This is a genomic window from Campylobacter sp. CNRCH_2015_0814 (assembly GCF_025772765.1).
GTDB lineage: Bacteria > Campylobacterota > Campylobacteria > Campylobacterales > Campylobacteraceae > Campylobacter_D.
Genome location: NZ_JAKMSR010000003.1, coordinates 84,591 through 111,276, shown reverse-complemented (window position 1 = coordinate 111,276; position 26,686 = coordinate 84,591). Strand labels below are relative to the sequence as shown.

Below are 26,686 nucleotides of genomic sequence, written 5' to 3'. Positions count from 1 at the left end.
AAGAGCTTAACTCTTTTTAGATAGCAGGACCAGCTAATTTAAATTCTGCTCCTTCTTTTACATCTTCATAGCGTTTGAAATTTTCTATAAACATTTTCGCAAGCTTTAATTTAGTTTCTTCATAAGCTTTTTTATCCTCCCAAGTATTAATAGGATTTAATAGCTTACTTTCTACACCTGCTAATTCTTTTGGAACTGCAAGATTAAATAAATCATAGTTTTCAAACTCACAATTTTGTATGCTACCATCTAAAATCGCATTAATGCAAGCTCTAGTAGCTTTAATACTCATTCTTTTACCTACACCATAAGCTCCACCGCTCCAACCGGTATTTACCAAATAAACATTCACATTATGCTTGCTGATTTTTTCGCCCAAAAGTTTTGCATAAACAGTTGGATGTAATGGTAAAAATACTTCCCCAAAACAAGCCGAAAAAGTCGCAACGGGCTCAGTAATACCTCTTTCAGTTCCTGCTACTTTAGCAGTATAACCACTTAGAAAATAATACATTGCTTGTTCTTTACTAAGTTTACTAACCGGAGGTAAAACGCCAAAAGCATCCGCTGAAAGGAAAATGATATTACTAGGATGACCTGCGCTAAGACTTGGCTCGTGATTTAAAATATGTTCTATCGGATAAGAAACTCTAGTATTTTCAGTTTTAGAACCATCATTGAAATCAACACTTAAATCATCTTTTAAAACTACATTTTCTAAAAGTGCATTTTGCTTTATAGCTCCATAAATTTCTGGCTCACTTTGAGGGTCAAGGTTAATACATTTTGCATAACAACCTCCTTCAAAATTAAACACGCCCTCATCATCCCAACCATGCTCATCATCGCCTATTAATTTTCTTTTTGGATCAGTTGAAAGAGTAGTTTTACCTGTACCGCTAAGTCCAAAGAAAAGCGCCACATCACCTTTTTCTCCAACATTAGCACTACAATGCATAGGAAGTTTATTTTCTAGCGGAAGCCAGTAATTCATCATAGAAAAAATTCCTTTTTTCATCTCTCCGCCATACCAAGTCCCACCAATTACTGCTATATTTTTTTCTATGTTAAAAATGACAAAAACTTCTGAATTTAAACCATCTTTTTCATAGTCTTCATTCACACATTTGCAAGCATTATACACCACAAAATCAGGTTTAAACTCACCAAGCTCTTCTTCTTTTGGACGAATAAACATATTTTTTACAAAATGCGCTTGCCAAGCAATTTGTGTTACAAAACGCACAGCTTTGCGACTTTTTAACGAAGCACCACAATATGCATCTTGGATATAAATATCACTATTACTAAGCTGCTTTTTAGCTTTTGCTAAAAGTTTTTCAAATAATTCCTCGCTAATAGGTTGGTTAATCTTACCCCAAGCAATATATTTTTGTGAAGGATCTTGTTTTACAAAATATTTATCCTTAGGACTTCTTCCGGTAAAAATTCCCGTATCCACACTAAAGGTACCATTTTTAGTACATACACCTTCATTGTTATTTTTTTCATGTTTTAAAAGCTCATCATAACTAAGATTATGAAAAATTTGCCCAATATTTTCTAAACCTAAATTTTCTAAACCTATCATTTTTGCCTCCTTATTTATAAGTCATTAAAACCTGGCCTTCACTTACACTCTCACCAGCATTTACTAAAAGTTCTGCAATTTCTCCATCTTTACTTGCACTAACTTCAATCTCCATTTTCATAGCTTCAAGCACAGCTACAACTTGACCTGCTTTAACACTGTCATTTTCTTTTACTAAAATTTTAAATACATTTGCATTCATACTCGCAACGATGGCATTAGCACTGTCATCTACTTGTGCCTTTTTCACTTCTGTTTTATCTGAATTTACCTTGACAACACTTTTAACATTAACATCTCTATCAAAACCTGCACTTACTTCCACATGATATTTATTACCATTAACTGAAACGGTAAATTGATTTTCATTGATAAGACTTGGTTTTAATTTGTTATTTTTTCTAACATTAACCTTAGCTTCACCTTTTAAGAAAGCTATACCTTTTTCTTTACAAGCTGCAACGATAAAAATATTTTCTTCACTTGTTTCTAAATTTTCTTTTTCCAATAAGTTTTTAATATAAGCTATACTTTTACTCTCATCTGCATCAGCGATATCTGTAGCTAATTTTGTAGTTGGTTCTAATTTTAATTGCTCGCTTGCAAGCTTAATTACTTCAGGATCTGGAACAACGGGAGTTTTTCCAAAATATCCTAAAACCATCTTACCATACCCATCTGCTATTTTTTTCCAAGGTCCAAACATTACATTATTAAAAGCTTGTTGAAAATAAAATTGCGATACAGGAGTAACCGAAGTACCATAACCACCTTTTTCTACCACTCCTTGCATGGCTTTTATAACTTGAGGAAATTTATCTAAAATATTATTATCTCTCATCATTTGTGTATTAGCAGTTAATGCTCCACCTGGCATAGGTGAAAAAGGTATTAAAGGATTTACCGCTGTTGCTTCAGGTGGTAGAAAATAATCTTTTAAACAATCTTTTAACACTTCTTCATATTTTAAAATTTTTTCTTCATCCAAACCAAGATCAAAATTGCTTCCCTTTAAAGCATGAAGCATGGTTAAAATATCAGGTTGGCTTGTACCACCACTAACAGGAGCTGCAGCTAAATCTATACCATCAACACCTGCTTCTAAAGCTGCTAAATAGCATGCTATGCTTACCCCTGCAGTTTCATGCGTATGTAACCTTATATGCATATTTTCAGGCAAGTTTTTTCTAGCCATTTTAATAACTTCATAAATTTTATTTGGATTTGAAGTTCCACTTGCATCTTTAAAACAAATACTATCAAAAGGAATTTGCGCTTGTAGGATTTCTTTTAAAATTCTTTCATAAAAAGGTACATCATGCGCACCTTTACATTTTGGAGGCAAATCCATTAAAGTAATAGTAATTTCATGTTTTAAACCATGCTTAACTATACATTCTCCACTAAATTTCAAATTATTTACATCATTTAATGCATCAAAATTTCTTATGGTGGTTGTGCCATGTTTTGCAAACATTTTTGCATGTAAATCAATAATTTCTTTACTACCTGTATCAAGCGCTACAGTATTAACCCCTCTTGCAAGGGTTTGCAAATTTGCTTCTTTTCCAACGATGGCTCTAAATTTATCCATCATTTCAAAGGCATTTTCATTTAAATAAAAAAATAAGCTTTGAAACCTAGCTCCACCACCAAATTCAAAATGCTTAATATCTGCTTCTTTAGCTGCTTCTAAGGCAGGAAAAAAGTCATTCATCAAAACTCTAGCACCATAAACAGATTGAAAACCATCTCTAAATGTGGTATCCATCACATCAATTAATTTTTTAGCCATAATTTTTCCTTATTTTTGCATCTTTGCAATTATAACCTTACTTTCTTAAAAAATAAATTTATAAAATTTGGTTTAACATAATGATAATAATCGCAACAGGCGCAACAAATCTGAGTAAAAAATACCATATTTCAAAAATACTTTTACTCATAAATTTAGAAAACAAATTATACATTTTCATTTTATCTACAAAAAATCCTACAAAAATAGCACTAGCAATAGCTCCAAGTGGGAGCATAAAATTAGAAGTTAATTTATCCAAAATATCAAAAAAACTAAAACCAAAAAAACTAAAACTAGCCCCATAACTAGCACTAAAAGATAAAATACAACTCATCCCTAAAAGAAAAACCACAAAACCTATAAAAACCAAAGCTTTTTTTCTTGAAATTTTATATTCATTCACAAGATAAAAAGTAAAAGGTTCTATCATAGAAACTGCTGAAGTAATCCCTGCAAAAAACAAAGCCAAGAAAAAATAAAAGGCTAAAAAATGCCCAAAGATAGCACCTAAGTTGGAAAATAAAGTCGTTAAAGATATAAATACAAGTCCAGCACCTTCTGCGGGATTGGCATTAAATTTAAATATAAAAGTAAATACAATAAGCCCCATCATTAAGCCTATGCTGATATTTAAAAGCACAATTATGGCTGAACTTGTGATTAAATTTGTATCATCTTTTAATGAAGCTGCGTAAGTAGTAATACAACCTATACCTAAACATAAGGTAAAAAAAGCAAGGCCTAAAGCTGTTAAAACAGAGTTTAGATTAAGTTTAGTAAAGTCAGGATAAAACAAATAAACAAAAGCTTCTTTAAAACCATCTTGAAAAAAGCAATACACTAGCATTAATACAAGCATGATAAATAAACTTGGCATGATCCAAACATTTAGTTTTTCTATACCACTTTTAACCCCTCTTGAGACAACAAACAAGGTAAGAAAAAAAGCAATTAAAAAATACAAACTACTTTCTAAAATACTATTTTGTATTAAATTTCCAAACAAAGCTCCTGCCTCTTGGGTATTACTAGGCAAATAATAAATCGAAGTTATCATGTATTTTAAAACCCAACCCATAATAACAAGATAAAAAGATAATACAAAAATTCCACCAAGCATAAAAAATCCCGCAAATTTCCATTTTTGAGCATACTTGGTTGCTAAACTTTTATAAGCATTTACAGGATCACTTTGACTTAATCTTCCCATAGCAATTTCAGCTAAAAATACACAAAATCCCACGCTAATAGTCAAAAGCAAATACAAAAGCACAAAAGCAAAACCACCATTTTGCCCTACTAAGGTTGGAAATTTCCAAGCATTTCCAAGCCCTATAGCCCCACCTGCAACGGCTAATACAAAGCCTATTTTAGAAAATTTATCATTCATTTTAATGCCTTAGAAAAAAAGCTGTCTGGCCATGATTAAAATCACTGCTAATGGAGAAATATATCTTAAAAAGATATACCAAATTTCAAAATATACCCCACGCATAAATGGTTGAAATAAAATTTGCAAAGCTTCTTTTTTAAGCACAAAACCTACAAAAAATGCTGTAATTAAAGCAGAAATTGGCATTAATAAATTTTGTATGAAAAAGTCTAAAATATCAAAAAAACTTTTTCCAAAGAAATTTAAACTTGGTGCGCTTACATGATAAAAAGAAAGTATAGATAAACTTCCAAGAAAATAAACAATCACACCTACAAAAACCAAAGCTTTCTTTCTTGAAATTTGATAACGATTTATAAGATAAAAAGTAAAAGGTTCTATCATGGAAATAGCCGAAGTAATCCCTGCAAAAAACAATGCGATAAAAAAGGCTATGGCTAAAATATTTCCCAAAAATCCTAATTTTGCAAAAAGTGTTGTTAATGATATAAATATAAGCCCTGGACCTTGTTGGGTAGGATCAGCCCCAAATTCAAATATAAAAGTAAATACAATAAGCCCCATCATTAAGCCAATGATAGTATTAATGATGATAATATTTAAAGCACTACTTATAAAATTTGTTTTATCGGGCAAGCTTGCTGCGTAAGTTAAAATCACACAAACACCCAAAGACATACTAAAAAATGCAAGCCCTAGTGCATCTAATATAGAATTAACACTTAATTTTGAAAAATCAGGTACAAACAAAAACTCACTCGCTTTAGAAAAACCATCCATACTAAAAGAATACCCGAGCATTAAAATAAGTAGTATAAATAAACTTGGCATCATCCAAACATTAAGTTTTTCTATACCACTTTTAACACCTTTTGATACTACATAAAAAATAACTATAAATACAAAAGTAAAACATATAAATTGAGATAAAACATCATTAGAAAGTAAATTTCCAAAAATAGCGCCTGCTTCATTTGTATCTTTAGGTAGTTCAAAAAACCCAAAATAAGCATATTTTGCTATCCAACCTATCACAACACTATAAAAAGACACTAAAATAATAGCACCGAGCATAAAAAATCCCGCTAGTGACCATGCCTTTTTATTTTTTGGTGCTAAAGTATAATAAGCATTTACAGGGTCTTTTTCACTAAGTTTTCCTATGCTAAGTTCTGCTAAAAATATCACAAAAGCCACACCTAAGGTTAAAAGCAAATACACCACTACAAAAGCTGAACCGCCATTGTTACCCACTAAAGTTGGAAATTTCCAAGCATTTCCAAGCCCAACGGCTGAACCTGCCACTGCTAATACAAAACCTATTTTAGAAAATTTTTCATTCATCTTTTAACCTTAAAAAAATAATTGTTTTATCATGATTAAAATCACCGCCAAAGGTGAAATATATCTTACAAAAAAATACCAGCACTCAAAGTATTTACCCCTCATATAAGGATAAAATAAAGTTTGCAAAGCTTCTTTTTTAAGTACAAAGCCTACAAAGATTGCACCAAATAACCCGCCCAAAGGCATCATTAAATTTGAAGCTATAAAATCTAATATATCAAAAAAACTTTTTCCAAAAAATTCCAAAGAATCTTTACTCCACTCAATTCCTGATAAAATACACAAACTTCCCAAAAAATACACAATGAAAGCTATAAAAATCAAAGCTTTTTTTCTTGTAAAATTATAAGAATTAATTAAATAAAAGGTTAAAGGTTCTATCATGGAAACTGCCGAAGTAATCCCTGCAAAAAATAAAGCTATAAAAAAGGCTATGGCTAAAATATTTCCCAAAGGTAAAAAGCCAATTGGATCAATATTTGAAAACAAACTCATTAAAGATACAAAAATCAAACCTGGACCTTGCTGAGCTGGATTGCCATTAAATTCAAATATGAAAGTAAATACAATAAGTCCCATCATAATACCAATGATAATATTAATAATAATAATATTAATAGTACTTGTAATAAAATTTGTTTTATCAGGCAAACTTGCAGAATAAGTTATAATCGAACCCACTCCAATAGATAAAGAAAAGCAAGCAAGTCCTAAAGCACTCAAAAACGCCCCTACACCAAGCTTGGAAAAATCAGGAGAAAACAAAAATTCACTCGCCTTAGAAAAACCATCCATACTAAAAGAATATCCAAGCATTAAAATAAGTAGTACAAATAAACTTGGCATCATCCAAACATTGAGTTTTTCTATACCACTTTTAACACCTTTTGATACTACATAAAAAATAACTATAAATACAAAAGTAAAACATACAAATTGAGATAAAACATCATTAGAAAGTAAATTTCCAAAAATAGCGCCACTTTCTTCTATGTTTTTTGGTAAAGGAAAAAATCCAAAATAAGCATACTTCACAATCCATCCTATAATCACACTATAAAAAGAAACAATCAAAATAGCGCCTATTAAAGAAAAACCGACTATAGACCAAGCTCTTTTGTGTTTTGGTGCTAAAGTATAATAAGCATTTACAGGATCTTTTTCACTAAGTTTTCCTATGCTAAGTTCTGCTAAAAATATCACAAAACCTACACCCAAAGTCAAAAATAAATACAAAAGTACAAAAGCTGAGCCTCCATTTTGTCCTACTAAAGTTGGAAATTTCCAAGCATTTCCAAGCCCAACAGCTGAGCCTGCCACTGCTAATACAAAGCCTATTTTAGAAAATTTATCATTCATAAAAATAACCTTAAATTTTATAAACACATAAAAAACATTTAATGTAGCTAAAAAAAACTTTAATTTATTTTAAAATATGCTTATTAATTTAAATTTCAATAATTTTAAAGCTATATTAATATATAATTTCGCTTTTATAAATCACGAGTAGGGATACGCAAGCCGAAAGGATTTAAATTTTATATCGAGGGAATACTATGAAAAAAATCGTATTTTTAATGCTAGCTTTAAGTGGTTTTGCATTCGCTGCTGAAGGCTCTATGAATCAATGGTTAGCTTCTTTTTCTATCTTAGCAGCAGGTTTAGGACTTGGCGTTGCAGCTTTAGGTGGTGCTATTGGTATGGGTAATACTGCGGCAGCAACTATAGCAGGTACTGCTAGAAACCCTGGTCTTGGTGGTAAATTAATGACTACTATGTTTATTGCTTTAGCGATGATTGAAGCTCAAGTTATCTATGCACTTGTTATTGCTCTTATCGCTCTTTATGCTAATCCATTCCAAGCATTAGTAGCAGCTTAATTTAAAGCCCTTTTTAGGGCTTTATGCGGTTATGGTGGAACTGGTAGACACGCCATCTTGAGGGGGTGGTGCGCTCAGCGTGTGCGAGTTCAAATCTCGCTAACCGCACCATTTAAGGAATTTTAAAAAATGGTTTTTTATCTCTTAATTAGTGCAATAGCTTTTTTAATTCTTTTTTTTGCTATTAAAAAATATACACTAAAATTAGATGAGCAAGCCTTACTTGAACCCATTAAAAATGATATTTATCCTGAGTTTTGTGATCTTATTAACGAAGAAATAAGAAATATCAAAAACAATCTTTTACAAAACACTTTTACACTTCAAAATGAAAATAATAAAGATGAATTTTTGGAAAATTTAAGCGATATGAGCAGAAAGCTTAACCATATTCAAACTATGAATTTAAGTAAAAAAAGCAATGCTTTGTGGGAAGAAGCTCTTTTTGACTTTTTAAAAGAGCTCGAAAAGCTTAATGAACAATACTTAAAGAATAGTGATGAGATTAATGATTCAATCAGAACTTCTTTGCAAGAAAAATTTTCTAATTTAACAAAAAACTAACACAAACAAATTATTTATTTCAAAAAACACTTTATAATTTTAAGCTATTTTTATAAAGGAAATTCATGTTTGTCAATAAGAAAAAAATCAATGAGCAAATTATTCAATTAGAACAATCTAATCAAGCTTTTCAAGATATACTTAATGCTATTAGCAAAACTATGGCGATGATAGAATTTCAAACAGATGGGACCATCATTAGCGCTAATGAAAATTTTCTAAAAACTATGAATTACTCTCTAGATGAAATTAAAGGAAAACACCATAGTATGTTTTGCTTACCTGAAGTAGTAAAGTCTCAACGCTATGTTGATTTTTGGAGAGATTTAAAAGATGGTAAATCAAGAAATGGTCTTTTTAGACGCATCGCAAAAGGTGGAAAAGACATTTATCTTGAAGCTAATTATCTTCCTATTTTAGATCAAAATAACAAAGTATACAAGGTTATTAAATTCGCCAATGACATTACTCAAAGGCACTATGAAATGCTTGATTTAAAAAACACCATAGATGCAGCTAATCGTTCTATGGCTATTATTGAATTTAATCCTTATGGAGAGATTTTAAATGCTAATGAAAACTTCACTCAAACTATGGGTTATTCACTAAATGAAATCAAAGGAAAACACCATAGTATGTTTTGCGAAGAAAAGTTTAGAAACTCAAAAGAATATACAATTTTTTGGGAAGAATTAAGAAGTGGTAAATTCCAATCAGGAAAATTTATACGCTTTGGTAAAAACAATAAACTAATCCACCTAGAAGCAAGCTATAATCCTATCAAAAATGATGATGGAGAAATTTATAAAGTTATTAAATTTGCAACAGATATTACCGAGCAAGTTGTAAGAGATGAGGAAAAACTAAAACTCATTAGCGAGCTAGCAGAACAAAATGATAATTTAACTCAAGAAGGTGATAGTGTTATAGAAAATACGGTTCAAAATATTCAAGGCATTGCTGATATGATGAATAATAGTAGTAATTTAGTTTCATCGCTAAATGAGCAATCAGAAGAAATCAAAAATATCATTCAAACTATTAGTGATATAGCTGATCAAACTAATCTTTTAGCACTAAATGCTGCCATAGAAGCAGCGCGTGCTGGAGAACATGGACGTGGTTTTGCTGTGGTTGCTGATGAAGTTAGAAATCTAGCTGAAAGAACTGGACATTCAGTAAATGAAATTACTACTACCATTAATTCTATTAGAAATGTAACAGCTGAAGTGGTACAAAGTATTAAAGATGGTTTAAGTGGTGTAAATCAAAGTGTGGATTTAGCCAAAGAAGCTAGAGAATGTATGGAAAAAATTAGAAATAGCTCAGCTCAAGTAGCACAAGCTATGCAAAATAAATAAGAGTTTTTAGCTTAAAAGCTAAAAACTTTTCCTGCTATAAAGCTTTTTTCTACCTTACCTTGCAAGGTATCATTTGCATATAAACCCTCCCCTTTAAAAGAAAGATTTTCTTCAAATACAACCAAATCAGCATCAAAACCAAGTTCTATTTTACCTTTGTTTAATCCTAAAAATTGCGCTTGATTATAGCTTGTAAAATCACATAATTCTTTCCAAGTTAAAATACCTTCTTTTACTAAATATGTAAAACATAAACTCATATACATAGCTATGGCATTAATTCCAAAGTCTGCTTCATCAAAAGCTAAATCTTTTTTAGTGCTAGGAGTATGCAAAGAGCTTAAGAAAGTAATTTTTTTATCTTGAAGTAATTTTTTAAGACCTATTAATTCATTTTTTGCTCTTAGTGGAGGTAAAATTTTTGCTTGAGTATTGAAATTTTCACAAGCGTTTTCATCTTTGATTAAATGATGGATTGAAATTTCACTATATTGATCATGTAGTAATTCAAATGATCTTGTAATTGCTAAAGAGTTAAAACAAGCTTTGTTTTTATAAAACTCCACTAATTCTTTCATTTTTGCTACTTCACTAGTCTCAGCTATATCACTAATTCCTATAAGTCCTAATTCAAAACTTGTTTGCCCATCATTCATCACCCCATGATCATCAAAACTCTCATCAAAACACTTTAAAAACACCGGAGTTGATTTCATATTAGCATATTGCATGCACTGTCTTAAATAATTTGCACCTAAAGTACTTGAAAGTTCCAAGCCTTTTGCACCCATATCAATTAAGGTGGCGATATTTTTTAATTTTTCTGTTTTATCCAATACATTAATAGTAGGTAAAACATTAATATCTAAAGATTTTAATTTATCAAAATAAAGTGCATAGCCTTGAGTGTTAGCTTCTAAACTATCTTTTAAAACAATAGTCCCTACCCCGCCTTTTAAGCATGCTTTTTCAAGATCATATAATTTATCTATACTAAATTCATTATCAAGCAAACTAACATTTAAATCAATAAACGAAGGAAGCAAAGTTTTGCCTTTTATATCAACAATATACTCATCATTATTTAAATCATTGGCAATTTGAGTGATTTTTCCATCTTCTATTTTAAGATCAAGTACTTGTTCACCATAAATTTTTGCATTTTTGATAATCATGATATTTCCTCCTTTGATGACATCAAATCTTTCAAAGATTCCCAAGCATTTTTACCCTCTAGCATTAAAACCACTTCATTGACAATCGGGGTATAAATTTGAAATTGCTTTGATAAGGCATGTATAGCATAAGCAGTTTGCACTCCTTCGGCTACCTCTCCAAGCTCCATTAAAATATCTTTTATATTTTTGCCACTAGCCAAACTCAAACCTACTCTATAATTTCTTGATAGATTGCTTGAAGCTGTTAAAAATAAATCTCCAGCCCCACTAAGTCCTAAAAATGTTTCCTCTTTAGCACTAAAAAACTGCCCAAAACGGTGCATTTCTACTAAACCTCTTGAGACTAAAGAAGCTCTTGCATTATTGCCTAAATTTAAGCCATCGCAAACTCCGCTTGCAATTGCTAAAACATTCTTATAAGCACCACAAATTTCAACACCTTTAACATCAGAACTTGTATAGGTTTTAATATAGTTTGGAAAAAAACTCGCAAATTGATTACAAAGTTCTTGATTTTTACCACTAATAACCAAAGCACAAGGTTTTTTTTCTAGCACTTCGCTTGCAAAAGAAGGTCCACTTAAAAAACAAAGTCTATCACTACTTATGAACTCACCAAAAACCTCATCCATAAATTTTAAACTTTTGCAATCAATGCCCTTAGAAGCTACAAGAATTTTTTGATTTAAATCTTTAAAATTATTTACAAGCCACTCATGTATTCCTTGAGCATATAAAGCAAAAACCAAATATTCATACCCTAAAGCTTCTTTGGTGCTAACAAAATAAGAAAGATCTTTTTCGTGAAAAGAAGTTATCACGCATTCATTTTTAACACTCAATGCATCATATAAAGCACTTCCCCATTTTCCTGCACCAATAACTGCTATTTTCATATTTAACCAAGTTTTGCTTTTAAAATTTCATTTACCTTAGCAGGATTAAACGCACCCTTGCCTGCTTTCATTGCTTGACCAACAAAGAAACCAAAAAGTTTATCTTTACCACTTTTATATTCAGCTACTTTATCTTCATTGTTTGCTAAAATTTCATCAACAATCTTTTCAATAGCACCATCATCGCTTACTTGTTTTAAACCAAGTTTTTCAATAGCATTATCAATTTCAACTTCTGTATTTTCAAACACATAAGCTAAAATATCCTTACCTGCTTTAGCACTAATAACACCTTCTTCTATACGTTTGATTAAAACAGCTAATTTTTCTTGTTTTATAGGTGAGTTTTCTATAGTTAATTCACCTTTTAAAAGTCCCATTAACTCGGTCGTAAGCCAAGTAACACAAAGTTTTGGATTTAATTTTTGATCAATTAAATACTCAAAATATCTACAAAGCTCTAATGAAGAAACAATCACTTCACTATCGCTTTCTTTAATACCTAACTCACTAACAAATCTAGCTTTTTTCTCATCAGGAAGTTCAGGTATATCTTGACTTAGCATTTCATCATCTAAAATTACAGGTAAAAGATCAGGATCAGGAAAATATCTATATTCAGCAGAATCTTCCTTGCCTCTCATACTTCTAGTAACTAAATTAACCGTATCAAATAATCTTGTTTCTTGCACAACTTCTTGATCGTATTTTCCATCTTCCCAAGCTTCACTTTGGCGTTTTACTTCATACTCAATCGCCTTTTGGATAAAACGGAATGAATTTAAATTTTTAATCTCCACTCTAGTATAAAGCTTATCATCACCCTTTGGACGAATACTAACATTAGCATCACATCTAAAACTACCTTCTTGCATATTTGCATCTGAAATATCTAAAAATCTTATAATAGAATGAAGCTTTTTCAAATAAGCCACTGCTTCATCAGAACTTCTAAGTTCAGGCTCGCTAACGATTTCAAGCAAAGGTGTACCTGCTCTATTTAAATCTACTTTTGAAAAATTACTTTCATGTATATTTTTCCCCGCATCTTCTTCTAAATGAGCTCTAGTAATACCTATGCGTTTATTTTCTCCATTTACATTAATAAACAACTCGCCATTTTCTACTATAGGAATGTCAAATTGCGAAATTTGATAAGCCTTTGGTAAATCAGGATAAAAATAATTTTTTCTATTAAAAATACTTTTTTTATTTATAGTTGCATTAACTGCTTTTCCAAACGCTATAGCTTTTTTCACTGCTTCTTGATTTAATACAGGCAAAGCACCTGGTAAAGCTAAACATGTTGGGCATACATTAGTATTTGATTTTTCTCCAAAAGAAGTTGCACATGAACAAAAGATTTTTGTTTTGGTATTTAATTGTGCATGAACTTCAAGTCCTATAACAACTTCAAACATTAAAATTTTCCTTAGAATTTTTTGTTTATTCTAGCGTTTTTTATTTCAAAAAGAGTTTAAAAAAAGAATAAAAGAGGAATAATAAAAAAGAAAAAAGCAAAAAATATTTTTTGCTTTTTAAAAATTAATGATGTTCATCAACTACAGTTGCACCCGCTAAATAAACATAAGTTAAAATCATAAAAATAAAAGATTGCAAAAATGCCATAAAAGTTAAAAGCATATAAGCAGGCAATGGCGCAACCCAAGGCACAAGAGCTAAAATAACTGCTAAGAATAAATCATCTCCTTTGATATTACCAAATAAACGGAAAGATAAAGAAATAACTCTTGAAAAATGAGAAACCACTTCTATAGGAAACATTAAAGGTGCTAGAATTTTAACAGGTCCCATAAAATGTGCAAAATACTTAAAAAATCCTTGAGTTCTAATGCCTTCAAAATGATAATACACAAATACTATAATAGCTAAAGAAGCACTAAAATTTAAACTAGCACTTGGAGCTTCAAAACCTGGGATAATTCCTATAATATTACTAAAAAACACCATAAAACCTATAGTTGCAACCAAAGGTAAATATTTTCTAGCAGCTTCATCACTACCCATGGTGTCTCTACCCATACTTAAAATACCTTCCATATAGGCTTCAGCTAAATTTTGACTTCCTCTTGGAACAATTTGCATAGATCTTGTAGCAAGTTTTGCTAAAACCAAAGAAATCACAACTACTATAGCCAAATGAAAAAAGTAAGCAAAAGTGTGACTAGAATCTATAAAAGAACTAAATAAAAATAAATCCTTCATTAAAAATCCTTAGCAGAATAATTATTTCAAAGCTAATATTATAAAAAAAAATTGCTTATATTTTAATGAAAATTCATTTTATTCGCACAAAAATATCCACCCAAAATCACACCCGTAAAACCGCCTCCAGGAAAAATAAAAGAATTTGCAAAATACAAATTTTCTATGCTTTTACTTTTATAATGCAGTCTATTTTTAGCACCTTCTTGATCTTGTGAAAAACCATAAATCGTGCCTTTATAAGCTTTAGTATATCTTTGTATAGTTTTTGGAGTAGCTAATTCTTTGTGGATTAGATGCGAACTTAAATTTGGAAAAATTTCATCTAATCTTTGAATAGTAGAATTCAACACCTCTTCTTTTTTATTTTTATAAGTTTCTTTGTCAAGATCCCATTCATCATAATTTGAACTAAAAGCTACAACACCTATGTATCTATCGCTAGCTAAACCACTATCAATTTTAGAATAATTCACAAAAGCCATAGGTCTTTTTTTGATATCTAGTTTTAAAATATTAGTATTTTCATATGAACTATTTAAAAAATCATCTTCAAATATAAAATTACAATAATCCATATTTTCATAAATTTTAGAAATATCTTTATCATAAATAAAATAAGCACTTACCAAAGAACAAGCACGCTGTTTAGACTCTATTGCTTTGATTTCTTGGGTTAAATTTAAATCTTTAAGCAAGTCTTTATATACGATTAAAGGATCACAATTTGCAATGATATTTTGCGCATAGATGGTGTGTTTTTGATTATTTTGAATGTATTCTACTCCATAAGCTTTTTGATCTTTTGTGAGTATTTTAACAACTTCAGCCTTAGCTAAAACCTGTCCTTGATTTTCTTTTATAACCTCAGCCAAAGCATCACTTAAAGCTTGTGAGCCACCTTTAATATATACCCCACCATCATAATAATGCTTTTGAGCAATGCCATGAAAACTAAAAATAAATTCCTTACTATCATGATGATAATAACTCATATTTGCATTTAAAATCTTTTTTAACTTATCATTTTTAATATAAGCATTTAAAACATCATAAACTTTTTTATTAAACAATCTATTTTTGATAAATATCCAAGAAGTGCTAAATGGAAATAACAATAATTCACTTAATTTTAAATCCCAAGGAAACCTTCGAATAGCATAAGCTTGCGTTTTTATAGCTTTAAAATATTTATCAATACCTTTGCATTCTTGTGGAAATTCCTTTTTTAAAACCTCTTTTACTCTTTCTATACCGTGAGGTAAAGTTAGATTATAATTTTTACTTTTAATACTCCATGCACTTGGTAAAGGTAAAATTTCAATTTTATTTTTTATACCAAGTTTTTCAAAAACCAAATGCTTCATGTCAGTTTTTGCTTCACCTAGGTCCATTTCATGAAGCCCCGCATCAATCAAAGCACCTTTTCTTTTAAAACAAGTAGCACAACCACCGATTAAAGAATGCTGTTCTAAAACTAAAACTTTTTTACCATTTCTAGCTAAAAAAGCACCCGCACTTAAGCCTCCAAGACCTGAACCTATAATGATTACATCAAATTTTACATCCATTCTAAAACCTCACGTAATTCTTTGGCTACAAAACATTTTAAACCAAGTTCTTCCATAGGTTTAACCGGCACTATGGCATTTTTAAATTTTTGCATTTTAGCTTCTTTTAAACGCACATCAAGCGAAAATACTTCTTTAATCTCACCATTTAAACTAAGCTCACCCACAAAAACACTATCTTTGCTTAAAGGGCGGTTTTTAAAACTTGAAATAATCGCTGCAACCACCGCTAAATCTGCCGCAGTTTCACTAATTTTCACCCCACCACTTACATTAATAAACACATCATAATGTCCCAAAGGAATTTCAAGCTTTCTCTCAAGTAAAGCTATGAGCATATCTAAACGATTTTTTTCATAGCCTGTTGCACTGCGTTTTGGGTAAGCACTCTCACAAACTAAGGCTTGAATTTCTAGTACTAAAGCTCTGCTTCCTTCCATCACTACACTCAAAGCGCTACCACTTACTGCCTTACCACGCGTAAAAAATCTATTAGCTATGTCTTTAGCACTAATTAAACCCTTAGAAGTCATTTCAAAAATACCAACTTCGGAAATATTTCCAAAACGATTTTTAAAACCTCTTAAAATCCTTATTTCTTTATTGGCATCACCTTCAAAATAAAGCACCACATCTACCATATGCTCTAAAATTCTAGGTCCAGCTATAGCTCCATCTTTAGTAATATGACCTATGATAAAAGTGCTAATATTATTAGCCTTAGAATAGCGCATTAACTCAAAAGTAATTTCTCTAACTTGAGTGATACTACCTGCTGCTGAAGTAATTTTATTAGAATATAAAGTTTGAATAGAATCAATAATTAAAATTTCATAATCTTTTTTAGAAAGCTCGCTTAAAATATCTTCCAAGCAAAGTTCAGTAAGTAAAAATAAATTCTCGCAATTTGCATTCAAACGATCTGCGCGCAGTTTGATTTGAGATTTACTCTCCTCTCCACTTACATAAAGTACTTTTTTACCACTTTTTGCCAAATTGGAAGCAATTTTTAATAAAAGTGTGGATTTTCCAACCCCAGGTGAACCCCCAATTAACACCAAAGAGCCCACAACAAGCCCACCACCTAAAACTAAATCAAGCTCATTATCGTCAGTGCTAATGCGAGTGAAATTTTCTGCTATAACGTCATTTATACATACTGCAGAACTTGGAGTGTTTGAGAGTGAATTTAACTCTTTTAAAACCTTAATTTGTTCTTGCTTTAGCTCAACAAAACTATCCCAAGAACCGCATTCAGGACATTTGCCTAGCCATTTACTTTGCTGATTTCCACAAGCTTGACATTCAAATAAAATATGTTTTTTAGCCATAAATTATGCAAAAATCTCTTCAACTAAAGTTTTAACGTATTCATTAGGATTAAACTCATGAATTTGTCCTAGCTGCTCCCCTACTCCTACATATAAAATAGGAAGCTCAAGTTCTCTTGCTATGCTAAATAAAGCTCCACCTTTAGCGGTTCCATCAAGTTTTGTAATAATCACTCCATCAAGTTTTACTAAATCATTAAAAGCTTTTGCTTGCAAAATTCCTGCCACACCTTGAGTGCCATCAAGTACAAGGATTTTTCTATGAGGAGCTCCCTGCATAGCTTTATCACTTATACGAACAATTTTTTCAAGCTCATTAGCAAGATTTTTTTGATTTTGCAAGCGTCCTGCTGTATCTAAAATAACCCTATCATAGTTTTTTGCCAAAGCTTTAGAAATAGCATCATAAGCAACTGCTGAAGGATCATGTCCTTGTGAAGTAGCTATGATATCTATATCTAATTTTTGCGCCCATAATTTTAACTGCTCTATAGCTCCTGCTCTAAAAGTATCACAAGCTCCAAGTATAACCTTTTCACCATTTTCTTTATACAAATGTGCCATTTTAGCAATGCTTGTGGTCTTACCTACCCCATTTACACCTAAAATCAAATCCACAAAAGGCTTGGCATTAGCAAGTTCTGGTTTATCATAAATAAAATAAGTCCCCATAACACGCTCTAAATCAGCCTTTTTAACCTCATCATTTGGAGGAAGATAGTAAATAATCTCTTCAACTATCTCATATGCCACATCAGCTTCTAAAAGCATTTCTTCAAGTAAATCTTTAGTAATGATTTTATTTGAAGCCTTAACTAAATGAATACTTTCTAAGGTTTTTTTCAAACCATTTTTTAAAAATCCAAACATTACATTATCGCTTTTTGTATATCTATATCTAACATTTCTTCAGGAATTATCCCTAAATACTCTTTAATCTTTTCGCCTTTTGCATTAAACAACACCATTGTTGGTACAGAACTGACATTTAAAACCTTGGAAAAAACAAAATTATTCCCCCCTATAGCCACTGGAAATTTCATTTTTTCATCTTCTATAAAAGTTAATATTTCTTGCTCCTTATTCTCTTCTAAAAAAAGCGCTATTACTTCAAATTTGTCTTGATATTTTTTATTTAGATTATTTAAATGTGGAATTTGAGCCTTACAAGGCGCACACCAACTTGTAAAAAAAACAAACAATTTAGCTTTAGCTGTATCATCAAAATTAAATGCTTGCTCATGATATTTTACATACATTTTTCTACCATCTAAAAATTTTAAAGTAAAATCAGTATTTTCACTTTGAGTTAAACTTGCATTGTCTATATTTTCAATGCTAGAATTTTCTTTATCACTCGAACATGAAGTAAAAAATATCATAATAAAAATTACTAAAAAAATTTTAAATTTCAAATCTTATCCTTATGATTTTTTAAGCTTAAAAGTATAACATAAAAAGTTAAAAACTTTAAGGAAAGCCTTGATAAAAAACAATTTTAGAATAAAACAAAAATCCAAAATGCATTTAAAATTAAAGTATCAATACAAAAGGGATTTTTTGGTTTTTCAAGAAATAAAGAAAATTCTAAATTTATGCAAAAATTGTAGAAATATCCTTATATATATCCCTTTAAAATATGAAATTAATCTTTATAAATTCAGGCATTTTCTAACAAAAAAATATCAAATTTTCGTCCCATTTATGCAAGATAAAAGTTTAAAGGTAGTAAAATTAAGATTAGCTCTTGAAAAAAAGAGCTTTGGGGTGTATGAGCCAAAAGATTCTTTTTTGCAAACTCGCATTGATGTTGCGATTATCCCTGTAATAGGCGTAGATGCAAAGTTAGGAAGAATCGGTCATGGTCAAGGTTTTTACGATAGGTTTTTTGAAAGCATTTCTTATAAAAAACCTTTGGTTATTTTTACGCAAATGATCGATGCAAAATCTGATCAATTTTTTAGCCAAGATCATGATATAAAAGGAAATTTTTATATAAACCCTTATAAAAAATATTTTAGGAAAGTTAAAAACAATGATAGAAATATTAGTCGCATTAATAGCCGTTTTTATAGGCGGAGGGATTGGGTATATAGTCGCCAAAAAGATTAATGATGCAAATTTCAATATCTTTTTAGAGCAAGCAAAAGCAAAAGCAAAAGCCATTGAATATGAAGCTGAACTAACACTTAAAGATGCTAAAAATTCAGTTGCTGAAGCTGAATTTGCAGCAAAGAAAAAATTTGATGAAAAAATTCAAAAACTTCAAAAAGAACATTCTATTAAGCTAGAAGAGCTTAATAAAAAAGAACAAAATCTTCATTATCAAGAAAAACTTCATGAGGAAAACAAAAACAAGCTGGCAAAAGAACAGCAAGCTATAAAAGCTTTACATGAGGAAAATGAAAATTTAAAACAAAATTATGAAGCAAAACTTAGTGAGGTATTAAAAATTCTTGAACATTCAGCTGGTCTTACACAAGAAGAAGCAAAAAATATAGTTTTACAAAAAGTAGAAGAAAACTCAAGAGCTGAAATTGCTCATATTGTTAGAAAATACGAAGAAGAAGCTAGAAATGAAGCTAAAAGAAAGGCTAACTTTATCTTAGCGCAAGCTACTTCAAGATTTGCAGGAGAATTTGCCGCTGAAAGATTAATCAATGTAGTAAATATCAAAAATGATGAGCTAAAAGGTCGTATTATAGGTAAAGAAGGAAGAAATGTTAAAACCTTAGAAATGGTTTTGGGTGTTGATATTATCATCGATGATACACCTGGAGCGATTATAGTAAGTTGTTTTAATCTTTATAGACGCGCCATTGCTACAAAAGTGATTGAACTTTTAGTTGAAGATGGCAGAATACAACCTGCAAAAATAGAAGAAATTCATGAAAAAGTTTGCAAAGAATTTGAAGATAATATCTTAGAAGAAGGTCAAACTATAGTAATGGATTTAGGACTTAATAATATACATCCTGAAATTGTCAAATTAATAGGAAAATTAAGATATAGAGCAAGTTATGGCCAAAATGCTCTAGCACATTCTTTAGAAGTGGCACATTTAGCTGGAATCATAGCAGCTGAGTGTGGAGGGGATGAAAAATTAGCAAGAAGAGCTGGGATTTTACACGATATAGGTAAGGCTTTAACACATGAATTTGAAGGCTCTCATGTGGATTTAGGAGCTGAACTTTGCAAAAGATACAAAGAACATCCTGTTGTGATTAATGCAATTTATGCTCATCATGGGCATGAAGAAGCTATAAGCATAGAATCAGCTGCAGTTTGTACAGCAGATACACTAAGCGCTGCACGCCCTGGTGCAAGACGTGAAGTTTTAGAAGCCTTCTTAAAAAGAGTGAGCGAACTTGAAGATATAGCAAAGAGTAAAGAAGGGGTTAAAAAAGCTTATGCTATTAATGCTGGCAGGGAAATTAGAGTTATTGTTAATGCAAAATTAGTCAATGATGATGAATCTGTGCTTTTAGCTAAAGAAATAGCTGAAGAGATTCAAGAAAAAGTACAATACCCTGGTGAAATAAAAGTCAATGTCATCAGAGAACTTAGAGCTATTGATTTTGCAAGATAAGGTTTTTCATGCAAGAAATGATAGATAATCTAAGCACTTATGGCTATTTGATTTTATTTTTTTATTCTTTTGGTGGAGGTATGGTTGCTATACTTGCTGCAGGAGTGCTTTGTGCAAGTTCTACTAAACTTGATTTGCATTTATGTATATTTTTAGCCTTTTTAGCTAATACCATAGGCTCAACCTTGTTGTTTATCTTGGGAAAATACTACAAAAAAGACATAATGCCTTATTTTAAAAATCATAGAAGAAAAATCGCTCTTGCTATGATGAAAATCAAAAAATACGGCGACTTGCTTTTAGTGGTGCAAAAATTTATCTATGGAGTAAAAACCATCATTCCTATAGCAGCAGGTCTTTGTAAATTTAGCTTTGTAAGATTTTTTATCATCAATACATTAGCTAGTTTGATTTGGGCTGTTATTTTAGGTTATGCTGGTTTTATTTTTGGAAATACCCTAAAAGAAGCTTTTGAAGCATTTGCCAACTATCCTTACATAGCTCCTGTTTTTATAATCACTTTAATTTTTATTATATGGTTATATTTATCACGCTTTTCTAAGAAAAAATGAGTTTAAAATTCTCTATAAAAGAAACTTATAGAGAATTTTTTATTTTATTATTGTGTTTTTTAGCAATTTTTAGTTTAAATCTCATCTATGAGTATAAAAAATATCAAAATTTTAAACTTACTAAGCATTTATTACTTAAAGATAACATTGTTTTGTCTTATTATGAAAAAACTAATAAAAAAGGTAAAAAATATCAAGTTTTAAAACTCAAAAATTCTGATTTTATTTTTTACACCACTAGCTTTAAAGATCTAAATTTAAGCAAAAATGATGTAATAAATCTTAGAATAATTACTAAAAATATTAACTTCAAAGATTATCTTAGTAAAAGTTTTTATGCACCAAGTTATGATTTTAACAAAACTAAAACACAAAAAGAAAACTCCTTAATAAAGTATTTTCTAAATCAACATCAAAATGAAAAAATCAAAGAATTTTACGGTGCTTTATTTTTTGCCAAAAATGTATCAAGTGAGCTTAGAAATGATGTAAATTTTTACAATATCGCACATTTAATTGCTATTAGTGGATATCATTTGGGCTTGTTATTTAGCTTTTGCTTTTTGATTTTTGCTCCTTTATATGCTTTTTTTCATAAACGATACTTCCCTTATAGAAGTTTAAAACTTGATATTAGTATTTTTGCTTTCTCACTTTTAATTTTTTATATATTTTTAATAGACTTTAGCCCTTCTTATACAAGAGCTTTACTGATGAGTCTTTTTGCTTTTTATTTATTTAGTAAAAATATTAAAATACTCAGTTTTAAATTTTTATTTTTAAGTATAGCATTTTGTATTAGCATTTTTCCAAAACTTCTTTTTAGTGTTGGATTTTTATTTTCTATTTTTGGGGTTTTTTATATTTATTTATATCTTCACCATTTTAAAGATCAATTTTCAAATTTTACTCATGTTTTTTTGCTAAATATTTGGACCTTTTTAGCAATGATTATCCCCGTCTTATACTTTTTTCCTCTACTTAGCTTTCAGCAATTTTTAGCCATACCTTTAAGCTTAGCCTTTATAATATTTTATCCTTTGGTTTTAATCTTGCATATTTTTTCTTATGGAAATTTATTAGATTTATATTTAATGCATTTTTTTGAGTTTAAAATGCATGCGATTAATCTATCAATATCTTTTATGTTTTATTGTATTTATTTAATTTTATCTTTAATCGCTATATTTAATAAATACTTAGCTCTTTTTGTAGTTTCTCTTGGGTTTATTCCCTTTATTTTCTTGATTTAAAAGTAAATAAGCCTTTAATCCCAAAAGATAAATAATCCAAGATATATAAATCCACAAAAAGAAAAATAATATTACAGAAAAAGAACCATATACATTTAAATAAGTTTTATTATATACAGCATAATACACAAAAATCATCTTAGAAATATACCAAATCACAGAAGCACCAAAAGAACTAATAAGCAAAGTTTTTAAATCACCTTTTTTGCTTACTGAACTTGAATAAGATACAAAAAACAAAGCCCATACAATCACATAGGGTAAAATCTCAAAAAAATTTAAAGCAATATTAAAATCATCTAAGGTTTTTTGTATAAAACCTGAAATATAAAAACTCACCCCAAGTCCAAGTGGAGTTAAAGTTGCCAAAGTCCAATAAGAACTTATACTGTGCCAAAGACTTTTAGAATCTTCTTCTAAAAGCTTATTAATCACATAATCATAACCTGAAAAAAACGCCAAAGAAGTCAAAGTCATAGCAAAAAGCCCTATAAGTCCTAAATTTACGCTGTTTTTTAAAAATGTATTGATATATTGTATGATTAATTCTTGTTGAGTTGGGATTAAAAAAGTAAAAATTAAATTTTTAATTTTTTCTTGATACATTTCAAAACTTGGAATTTGAGTAAAAACCCAAAAACACAAAAACAAAAGTGGTATTAAAGATAAGATAGTATAAAAACTCAAGGCCGCAGCATAATTTAAAATTTCTTTATCTCTTAAAGCCAAAAGAATTTTAAAAAAGTTTTTAAAATTCATCAAAGTCCCATTTTGAAAGGATTGAGTATATTATTTGGATCAAATGCTTTTTTGATATTTCTCATTAAGTCCATTTCAGCTTCGCTAAAAGCAAGCTTCATAAAAGGAGCTTTTGAAATGCCTATACCATGTTCTCCACTTAAAGTCCCACCCAAAGAAACTGTAAGCTTAAACACCTCTTCTACAGCTTCATAACCTTTTTTAACTAACTCAGGATTATTTTTATCACTTACCATTACATTAGTATGCACATTCCCATCACCAGTATGACCAAAACAAGGGATTTTAAAACCATATTTTTTAGAAATTTCAGCAATACCTTTTAAAAGTTTAGGTAGTTTTGAACGCGGTACTGTGATATCTTCATTAAGCTTTAAATTTCCATACATTGCTATGCTTTGAGAGCAATTTCTTCTAGCAAACCAAATATTAGCTGCTTCTTGCTCATCTTTTGCTATTTTAAACTCTCTTACGCCAGATTCATAAAAACTCTCTTGCAAGATTTTTAAATCTGCTTCAATAGCCTCTTCTACATTACCATCTACATCGGCGATTAAAATCGCACCCGCATCCATAGGTAAACCTTTTTGGAATTTTTGTTCCAATGCTTGTATGCTTAATTGATCTAAAAATTCCATAGATACAGGAGTTACACCTTTAGCTAAAGTTTTATAAACTGCATTCATCGCTTCATCAATGCTGTTAAAAATCCCCATAGCTGTCTTTTTAAACTTTGGCAAAGCAACTAGTTTTAAAGTAATCTCGCTAAGCACAGCCAAAGATCCCTCACTTGCTATTAAAATTCCAGCTAGATTATAACCTGCCACATCTTTTATGGTTTTTTTACCTGCTCTAATGATTTCTCCATTAGGTAAAACTGCTCTTAAAGCCATTACATAATCTTTAGTTATACCATACTTAGCAGCCCTCATACCCCCTGCATTTTCGCTTACATTGCCCCCTAAAGAAGAATACTCCATACTAGCAGGATCAGGTGGATAAAATAAGCCATATTCTTTTACTTTTTCTTGTAAAGCCACATTTATCACACCAGGTTGTACCACTGCGACTAAATTTTCAAGATCAATTTCTAAAATCTTATTCATATGCTTTTCAAAGCTTAGCACCACTCCGCCATTAACAGCCAAGCTTCCACCGGTAAATCCGCTGCCTGAGCCCCTAGGAATGACGATGATTTTATTTTCATTACAATATTTTAGAATTTGACTAATATCATTTTCATCTCTTGGGAAAAGCACTCCATCAGGCAAATAATGCTTTTTAGTAGCATCATAACTATACGCTCTTTTATGGATAGGATCAAAATGTGCATTTTCAACCCCTAAAAGATCTTGAAAGAATTTTTGATGAATTTCTTGCATTATTTTTCTCTAGTTAAGCTAATTAATTTTTCATAATATACATAATAATTTCCAATAGCCTCATCATTTAAGCTAAAAATATCACTTTTATAACCTGTAATTCTTGAATAAAATGGAATTTGCAAACTTTGAGCTTGCGGTATGGCAAATTCTTCTACCTTGCCAAAATCTTGACAATCAACTATCTCAGCTTTATTTTCTAAAGCTACTACTAAAAGCCCTACAGCATTTTTTGAACAAAAAGATCTAAAATCTGATCTTCTTGGAGTTTGGCGGTATTCTTGTATCATATGCGCACCAAATAAATCAGGATGTAAAAAATAAATTCCATTTAATTTTTGAGCTATAAAATCATACACACTTTTATCAGGAGCTACAATCAAAGCTCTATCGTATAAATAATTTAAAACTATTTTATCCCCTACTTGTGGCAATACATTTGGCAAAGGCATAGCATCTTGAGCTAGCATATCAAAAACTTTAAATTGTAATTTAACCAAGCCATTTTCACGCCCTATTACACTAGCTCTTGCAATGATAGATTTTTGTGTATCAATTTCATGCACAACTATACCACTTGAGTGCAATAAAATTCTAGGATCATCTTTTATATAACCATAAATATCATCTACTTTTTCAAGTTTTGTTTGTATTAAATCAAAATTTTTAGCTTGTAAAAATGCTAAAAAACAGCAAAGCATTAAGATAATTCTTGACAATTTATACTCCTTAAAAAGTGTAAAAAATAAATTATATTGTTTTTTCCTTACAAAATTGTAAGAAAAATTAAGTAAAATACAAATTTATGTTTAAATTTTAGAAGGCTTTAGATTATCATGAAAAAAATTTTCATATCTTTACTTATATCCATAAAACTTTTTGCTATTTCAAGTGTTGAAGAACTTTCTTGGGAAAATGGCAAAACTTTACTTGATTTTTTACAAGATCATTCTATACCGCTTAATTTATATTATAATCTTGATGGAGAAGATAAAGAACTAAGTGCAGAAATCACAAGTGGTGTTAAATACCAAATGCTAAAAGATGAACAAGGTGAACTTGAGCAAGTTTTAATCCCAATTAGTGATGATTTACAAATTCATATTTACAAAAATATAGAAAATAAATTCGTATTGAGTTTTACCCCTATTTCTTACACTAAAGAAAAAAGAACCATTCGCGTAGCTATTAACAACTCAGCTTATCAAGATGTTTATGATGAAAGTGGCAGTGTAACCTTAGCAAGAGCTATGGTGAGAGCTTTTAAAAATAGTGTTAACTTTAAAAATGTCAGAAAAGGCGATAGCGTAGTATTAATTTATGAGCAAAAAAGAAGACTAGGAAGACTTTTTGGCGACATTAACATCCAAGCAGCTTTAGCTAACATTAGAGGTAAAGAATATTCTGTGTTTTTATATAAAGATTCTTATTATAATGCTCAAGGAAAAGAGCTTGAAAATTTCTTTTTAACCAAACCTGTTAAATACACAAGAATTTCAGATCGCTTTACTAGAGCAAGATATCATCCTATCTTAAAACGCTATAGAGCACATTTAGGTATTGACTATGCAGCTCCAACGGGTACTCCAGTTAAAAGTGCAGGAGATGGAACGATTAGCTTTGTTGGGACAAAAGGTGGTTATGGTAAAGTTGTTCAAGTAAAACACATGTCAGGCTATATGACTTTATATGCTCACCTTAGCCGTTTTGCAAAAATCAAACGTGGTCAAAAAGTCAAACAAGGACAAGTGATTGCTTATGTAGGCTCTACTGGTATGAGTACTGGACCACATTTGCATTTTGGACTTTATCTAAATAACAAAGCAATTAATCCTGAAACCATAGTAAAAATTCCAAAATCAAGCCTAAGCGGTAAAAATAAAGAAGAATTTTTAAAAATGGCAAAAGAGTATGAAAATCGCTTGCAAAGCATTGATGAAAACTATAAAAATCCACCAAAAGAACAAAATATAGAAAATTCTATGGAGCTTTGAG

The 26,686-nt window shown here is 30.3% G+C and carries 24 protein-coding genes, 1 tRNA gene and 1 pseudogene; 10 read left to right on the top strand and 16 right to left on the bottom strand.

The window, feature by feature from the left end:
* Positions 1 to 16 precede the first annotated feature (16 nt).
* From pckA to L8X24_RS02515, 5 genes are read right to left on the bottom strand one after another with little or no spacing between them, the layout of a single operon-like run.
* A complete protein-coding gene (gene pckA, locus L8X24_RS02535) occupies positions 17 to 1,591 on the bottom strand; it encodes a phosphoenolpyruvate carboxykinase (ATP) (RefSeq protein ID WP_263663471.1) in 1,575 nt (524 codons plus the stop codon).
* 10 nt (positions 1,592 to 1,601) lie between these two features.
* The gene (locus tag L8X24_RS02530; RefSeq protein WP_263663470.1) at positions 1,602 to 3,386 is read right to left on the bottom strand and encodes a biotin/lipoyl-containing protein; all 1,785 of its coding nucleotides are present in this window, start codon (positions 3,384 to 3,386) and stop codon (positions 1,602 to 1,604) included.
* 58 nt (positions 3,387 to 3,444) lie between these two features.
* Positions 3,445 to 4,779, bottom strand: coding sequence for a sodium-dependent transporter (locus tag L8X24_RS02525; RefSeq protein WP_263663469.1), 1,335 nt, complete (start codon positions 4,777 to 4,779; stop codon positions 3,445 to 3,447).
* A gap of 9 nt (positions 4,780 to 4,788) precedes the next feature.
* Positions 4,789 to 6,126 (bottom strand): sodium-dependent transporter, encoded by a 1,338-nt coding sequence (locus tag L8X24_RS02520; RefSeq protein ID WP_263663468.1) that lies wholly within the window; start codon positions 6,124 to 6,126, stop codon positions 4,789 to 4,791.
* Between the two features lie 9 nt (positions 6,127 to 6,135).
* Positions 6,136 to 7,488 (bottom strand): sodium-dependent transporter, encoded by a 1,353-nt coding sequence (locus tag L8X24_RS02515; protein ID WP_263663467.1) that lies wholly within the window; start codon positions 7,486 to 7,488, stop codon positions 6,136 to 6,138.
* Between the two features lie 197 nt (positions 7,489 to 7,685).
* Here L8X24_RS02515 and L8X24_RS02510 point away from each other — a divergent pair, with 197 nt between their 5' ends.
* The 5 genes and pseudogenes from L8X24_RS02510 to L8X24_RS07970 all read left to right on the top strand — a co-directional run bounded on the left by L8X24_RS02510 (position 7,686) and on the right by L8X24_RS07970 (position 9,934).
* On the top strand, positions 7,686 to 8,009 hold the full coding sequence (locus L8X24_RS02510; RefSeq protein WP_012661906.1) for a F0F1 ATP synthase subunit C: 324 nt from the start codon (positions 7,686 to 7,688) through the stop codon (positions 8,007 to 8,009).
* A 25-nt stretch (positions 8,010 to 8,034) separates the two neighbouring features.
* Positions 8,035 to 8,120 (top strand) — tRNA-Leu (locus L8X24_RS02505).
* Positions 8,121 to 8,138: 18 nt separating this feature from the next.
* The gene (locus L8X24_RS02500; RefSeq protein WP_263663465.1) at positions 8,139 to 8,573 is read left to right on the top strand and encodes a hypothetical protein; all 435 of its coding nucleotides are present in this window, start codon (positions 8,139 to 8,141) and stop codon (positions 8,571 to 8,573) included.
* Positions 8,574 to 8,638: 65 nt separating this feature from the next.
* A pseudogene (locus L8X24_RS07975) lies at positions 8,639 to 9,406 on the top strand (PAS domain-containing protein); the annotation flags it as partial.
* The gene (locus L8X24_RS07970; protein WP_391527395.1) at positions 9,386 to 9,934 is read left to right on the top strand and encodes a methyl-accepting chemotaxis protein; all 549 of its coding nucleotides are present in this window, start codon (positions 9,386 to 9,388) and stop codon (positions 9,932 to 9,934) included. The pseudogene L8X24_RS07975 and the gene L8X24_RS07970, both read left to right, overlap by 21 nt.
* 11 nt (positions 9,935 to 9,945) lie before the next feature.
* On the opposite strand, the gene L8X24_RS02490 is transcribed toward L8X24_RS07970, so the two are convergent.
* The 8 genes from L8X24_RS02490 to L8X24_RS02455 all read right to left on the bottom strand — a co-directional run bounded on the left by L8X24_RS02490 (position 9,946) and on the right by L8X24_RS02455 (position 18,551).
* A complete protein-coding gene (locus tag L8X24_RS02490) occupies positions 9,946 to 11,109 on the bottom strand; it encodes a metal-dependent hydrolase (RefSeq protein ID WP_263663463.1) in 1,164 nt (387 codons plus the stop codon).
* A complete protein-coding gene (locus L8X24_RS02485) occupies positions 11,106 to 12,008 on the bottom strand; it encodes an NAD(P)H-dependent glycerol-3-phosphate dehydrogenase (RefSeq protein ID WP_263663462.1) in 903 nt (300 codons plus the stop codon). The genes L8X24_RS02490 and L8X24_RS02485 overlap by 4 nt, the downstream gene beginning before the upstream one ends.
* Before the next feature lie 2 nt (positions 12,009 to 12,010).
* On the bottom strand, positions 12,011 to 13,429 hold the full coding sequence (gene gatB, locus L8X24_RS02480) for an Asp-tRNA(Asn)/Glu-tRNA(Gln) amidotransferase subunit GatB (protein ID WP_263663461.1): 1,419 nt from the start codon (positions 13,427 to 13,429) through the stop codon (positions 12,011 to 12,013).
* Positions 13,430 to 13,553: 124 nt separating this feature from the next.
* A complete protein-coding gene (locus tag L8X24_RS02475; RefSeq protein ID WP_263663460.1) occupies positions 13,554 to 14,234 on the bottom strand; it encodes a F0F1 ATP synthase subunit A in 681 nt (226 codons plus the stop codon).
* 62 nt (positions 14,235 to 14,296) lie between these two features.
* Complete coding sequence (locus L8X24_RS02470; RefSeq protein ID WP_263663459.1) at positions 14,297 to 15,805, bottom strand: phytoene desaturase family protein; 1,509 nt, start codon at positions 15,803 to 15,805, stop codon at positions 14,297 to 14,299.
* Complete coding sequence (gene radA / locus L8X24_RS02465) at positions 15,796 to 17,136, bottom strand: DNA repair protein RadA (RefSeq protein ID WP_258108000.1); 1,341 nt, start codon at positions 17,134 to 17,136, stop codon at positions 15,796 to 15,798. Before radA ends, L8X24_RS02470 begins: the two co-directional genes overlap by 10 nt.
* 3 nt (positions 17,137 to 17,139) lie before the next feature.
* Entirely contained in the window at positions 17,140 to 18,006 is an 867-nt protein-coding gene (gene ftsY, locus L8X24_RS02460; RefSeq protein ID WP_263663458.1) for a signal recognition particle-docking protein FtsY, read from the bottom strand.
* Entirely contained in the window at positions 18,006 to 18,551 is a 546-nt protein-coding gene (locus tag L8X24_RS02455) for a TlpA family protein disulfide reductase (RefSeq protein WP_263663457.1), read from the bottom strand. The genes ftsY and L8X24_RS02455 overlap by 1 nt, the downstream gene beginning before the upstream one ends.
* 67 nt (positions 18,552 to 18,618) lie before the next feature.
* Between L8X24_RS02455 and L8X24_RS02450 the strand changes: the two genes are divergently transcribed.
* Genes L8X24_RS02450 through L8X24_RS02435 form a run of 4 tightly spaced genes read left to right on the top strand, consistent with a single transcriptional unit; the run spans position 18,619 to position 22,550 of the window.
* On the top strand, positions 18,619 to 19,248 hold the full coding sequence (locus L8X24_RS02450; RefSeq protein ID WP_263663456.1) for a 5-formyltetrahydrofolate cyclo-ligase: 630 nt from the start codon (positions 18,619 to 18,621) through the stop codon (positions 19,246 to 19,248).
* Positions 19,172 to 20,725 carry a ribonuclease Y gene (rny, locus tag L8X24_RS02445; RefSeq protein ID WP_263663455.1) on the top strand — a complete coding sequence of 518 codons (1,554 nt, stop codon included), beginning with the start codon at positions 19,172 to 19,174 and terminating at the stop codon, positions 20,723 to 20,725. Before L8X24_RS02450 ends, rny begins: the two co-directional genes overlap by 77 nt.
* Before the next feature lie 8 nt (positions 20,726 to 20,733).
* On the top strand, positions 20,734 to 21,297 hold the full coding sequence (locus L8X24_RS02440) for a DedA family protein (protein ID WP_039668721.1): 564 nt from the start codon (positions 20,734 to 20,736) through the stop codon (positions 21,295 to 21,297).
* Positions 21,294 to 22,550, top strand: a complete 1,257-nt coding sequence (locus L8X24_RS02435; protein ID WP_263663454.1) for a ComEC/Rec2 family competence protein — start codon at positions 21,294 to 21,296, stop codon at positions 22,548 to 22,550. Before L8X24_RS02440 ends, L8X24_RS02435 begins: the two co-directional genes overlap by 4 nt.
* On the opposite strand, the gene L8X24_RS02430 is transcribed toward L8X24_RS02435, so the two are convergent.
* The 3 genes from L8X24_RS02430 to L8X24_RS02420 are packed head-to-tail and all read right to left on the bottom strand — an operon-like array spanning position 22,497 to position 25,401.
* Positions 22,497 to 23,309 carry a YihY/virulence factor BrkB family protein gene (locus tag L8X24_RS02430; RefSeq protein WP_263663453.1) on the bottom strand — a complete coding sequence of 271 codons (813 nt, stop codon included), beginning with the start codon at positions 23,307 to 23,309 and terminating at the stop codon, positions 22,497 to 22,499. The two genes, L8X24_RS02435 and L8X24_RS02430, sit on opposite strands and share 54 nt — an antisense overlap.
* Entirely contained in the window at positions 23,309 to 24,691 is a 1,383-nt protein-coding gene (locus L8X24_RS02425; protein ID WP_263663452.1) for an FAD-linked oxidase C-terminal domain-containing protein, read from the bottom strand. The genes L8X24_RS02430 and L8X24_RS02425 overlap by 1 nt, the downstream gene beginning before the upstream one ends.
* Positions 24,691 to 25,401 (bottom strand): plasminogen-binding N-terminal domain-containing protein, encoded by a 711-nt coding sequence (locus L8X24_RS02420; RefSeq protein WP_412175325.1) that lies wholly within the window; start codon positions 25,399 to 25,401, stop codon positions 24,691 to 24,693. The genes L8X24_RS02425 and L8X24_RS02420 overlap by 1 nt, the downstream gene beginning before the upstream one ends.
* Before the next feature lie 126 nt (positions 25,402 to 25,527).
* Here L8X24_RS02420 and L8X24_RS02415 point away from each other — a divergent pair, with 126 nt between their 5' ends.
* Positions 25,528 to 26,685 (top strand): peptidoglycan DD-metalloendopeptidase family protein, encoded by a 1,158-nt coding sequence (locus L8X24_RS02415; RefSeq protein WP_263663451.1) that lies wholly within the window; start codon positions 25,528 to 25,530, stop codon positions 26,683 to 26,685.
* Position 26,686 lies beyond the last annotated feature (1 nt).

Excerpts from the sequence above, each read along its gene's own strand:
- rny (WP_263663455.1), top strand. The coding sequence starts at position 19,172 with ATGATAGAAATATTAGTCGCATTAATAGCCGTTTTTATAGGCGGAGGG.
- L8X24_RS02425 (WP_263663452.1), bottom strand. The coding sequence starts at position 24,691 with ATGCAAGAAATTCATCAAAAATTCTTTCAAGATCTTTTAGGGGTTGAA.
- gatB (WP_263663461.1), bottom strand. The coding sequence starts at position 13,429 with ATGTTTGAAGTTGTTATAGGACTTGAAGTTCATGCACAATTAAATACC.
- L8X24_RS02415 (WP_263663451.1), top strand. The coding sequence starts at position 25,528 with ATGAAAAAAATTTTCATATCTTTACTTATATCCATAAAACTTTTTGCT.
- L8X24_RS02440 (WP_039668721.1), top strand. The coding sequence starts at position 20,734 with ATGCAAGAAATGATAGATAATCTAAGCACTTATGGCTATTTGATTTTA.
- L8X24_RS02520 (WP_263663468.1), bottom strand. The coding sequence starts at position 6,126 with ATGAATGAAAAATTTTCTAAAATAGGTTTTGTATTAGCAGTGGCAGGT.
- L8X24_RS02500 (WP_263663465.1), top strand. The coding sequence starts at position 8,139 with ATGGTTTTTTATCTCTTAATTAGTGCAATAGCTTTTTTAATTCTTTTT.
- L8X24_RS02530 (WP_263663470.1), bottom strand. The coding sequence starts at position 3,386 with ATGGCTAAAAAATTAATTGATGTGATGGATACCACATTTAGAGATGGT.
- L8X24_RS02430 (WP_263663453.1), bottom strand. The coding sequence starts at position 23,309 with ATGAATTTTAAAAACTTTTTTAAAATTCTTTTGGCTTTAAGAGATAAA.
- radA (WP_258108000.1), bottom strand. The coding sequence starts at position 17,136 with ATGGCTAAAAAACATATTTTATTTGAATGTCAAGCTTGTGGAAATCAG.
- L8X24_RS02510 (WP_012661906.1), top strand. The coding sequence starts at position 7,686 with ATGAAAAAAATCGTATTTTTAATGCTAGCTTTAAGTGGTTTTGCATTC.
- L8X24_RS02525 (WP_263663469.1), bottom strand. The coding sequence starts at position 4,779 with ATGAATGATAAATTTTCTAAAATAGGCTTTGTATTAGCCGTTGCAGGT.
- L8X24_RS02485 (WP_263663462.1), bottom strand. The coding sequence starts at position 12,008 with ATGAAAATAGCAGTTATTGGTGCAGGAAAATGGGGAAGTGCTTTATAT.
- L8X24_RS02435 (WP_263663454.1), top strand. The coding sequence starts at position 21,294 with ATGAGTTTAAAATTCTCTATAAAAGAAACTTATAGAGAATTTTTTATT.
- pckA (WP_263663471.1), bottom strand. The coding sequence starts at position 1,591 with ATGATAGGTTTAGAAAATTTAGGTTTAGAAAATATTGGGCAAATTTTT.
- L8X24_RS02475 (WP_263663460.1), bottom strand. The coding sequence starts at position 14,234 with ATGAAGGATTTATTTTTATTTAGTTCTTTTATAGATTCTAGTCACACT.
- L8X24_RS02515 (WP_263663467.1), bottom strand. The coding sequence starts at position 7,488 with ATGAATGATAAATTTTCTAAAATAGGCTTTGTATTAGCAGTGGCAGGC.
- L8X24_RS02470 (WP_263663459.1), bottom strand. The coding sequence starts at position 15,805 with ATGGATGTAAAATTTGATGTAATCATTATAGGTTCAGGTCTTGGAGGC.
- L8X24_RS02490 (WP_263663463.1), bottom strand. The coding sequence starts at position 11,109 with ATGATTATCAAAAATGCAAAAATTTATGGTGAACAAGTACTTGATCTT.
- ftsY (WP_263663458.1), bottom strand. The coding sequence starts at position 18,006 with ATGTTTGGATTTTTAAAAAATGGTTTGAAAAAAACCTTAGAAAGTATT.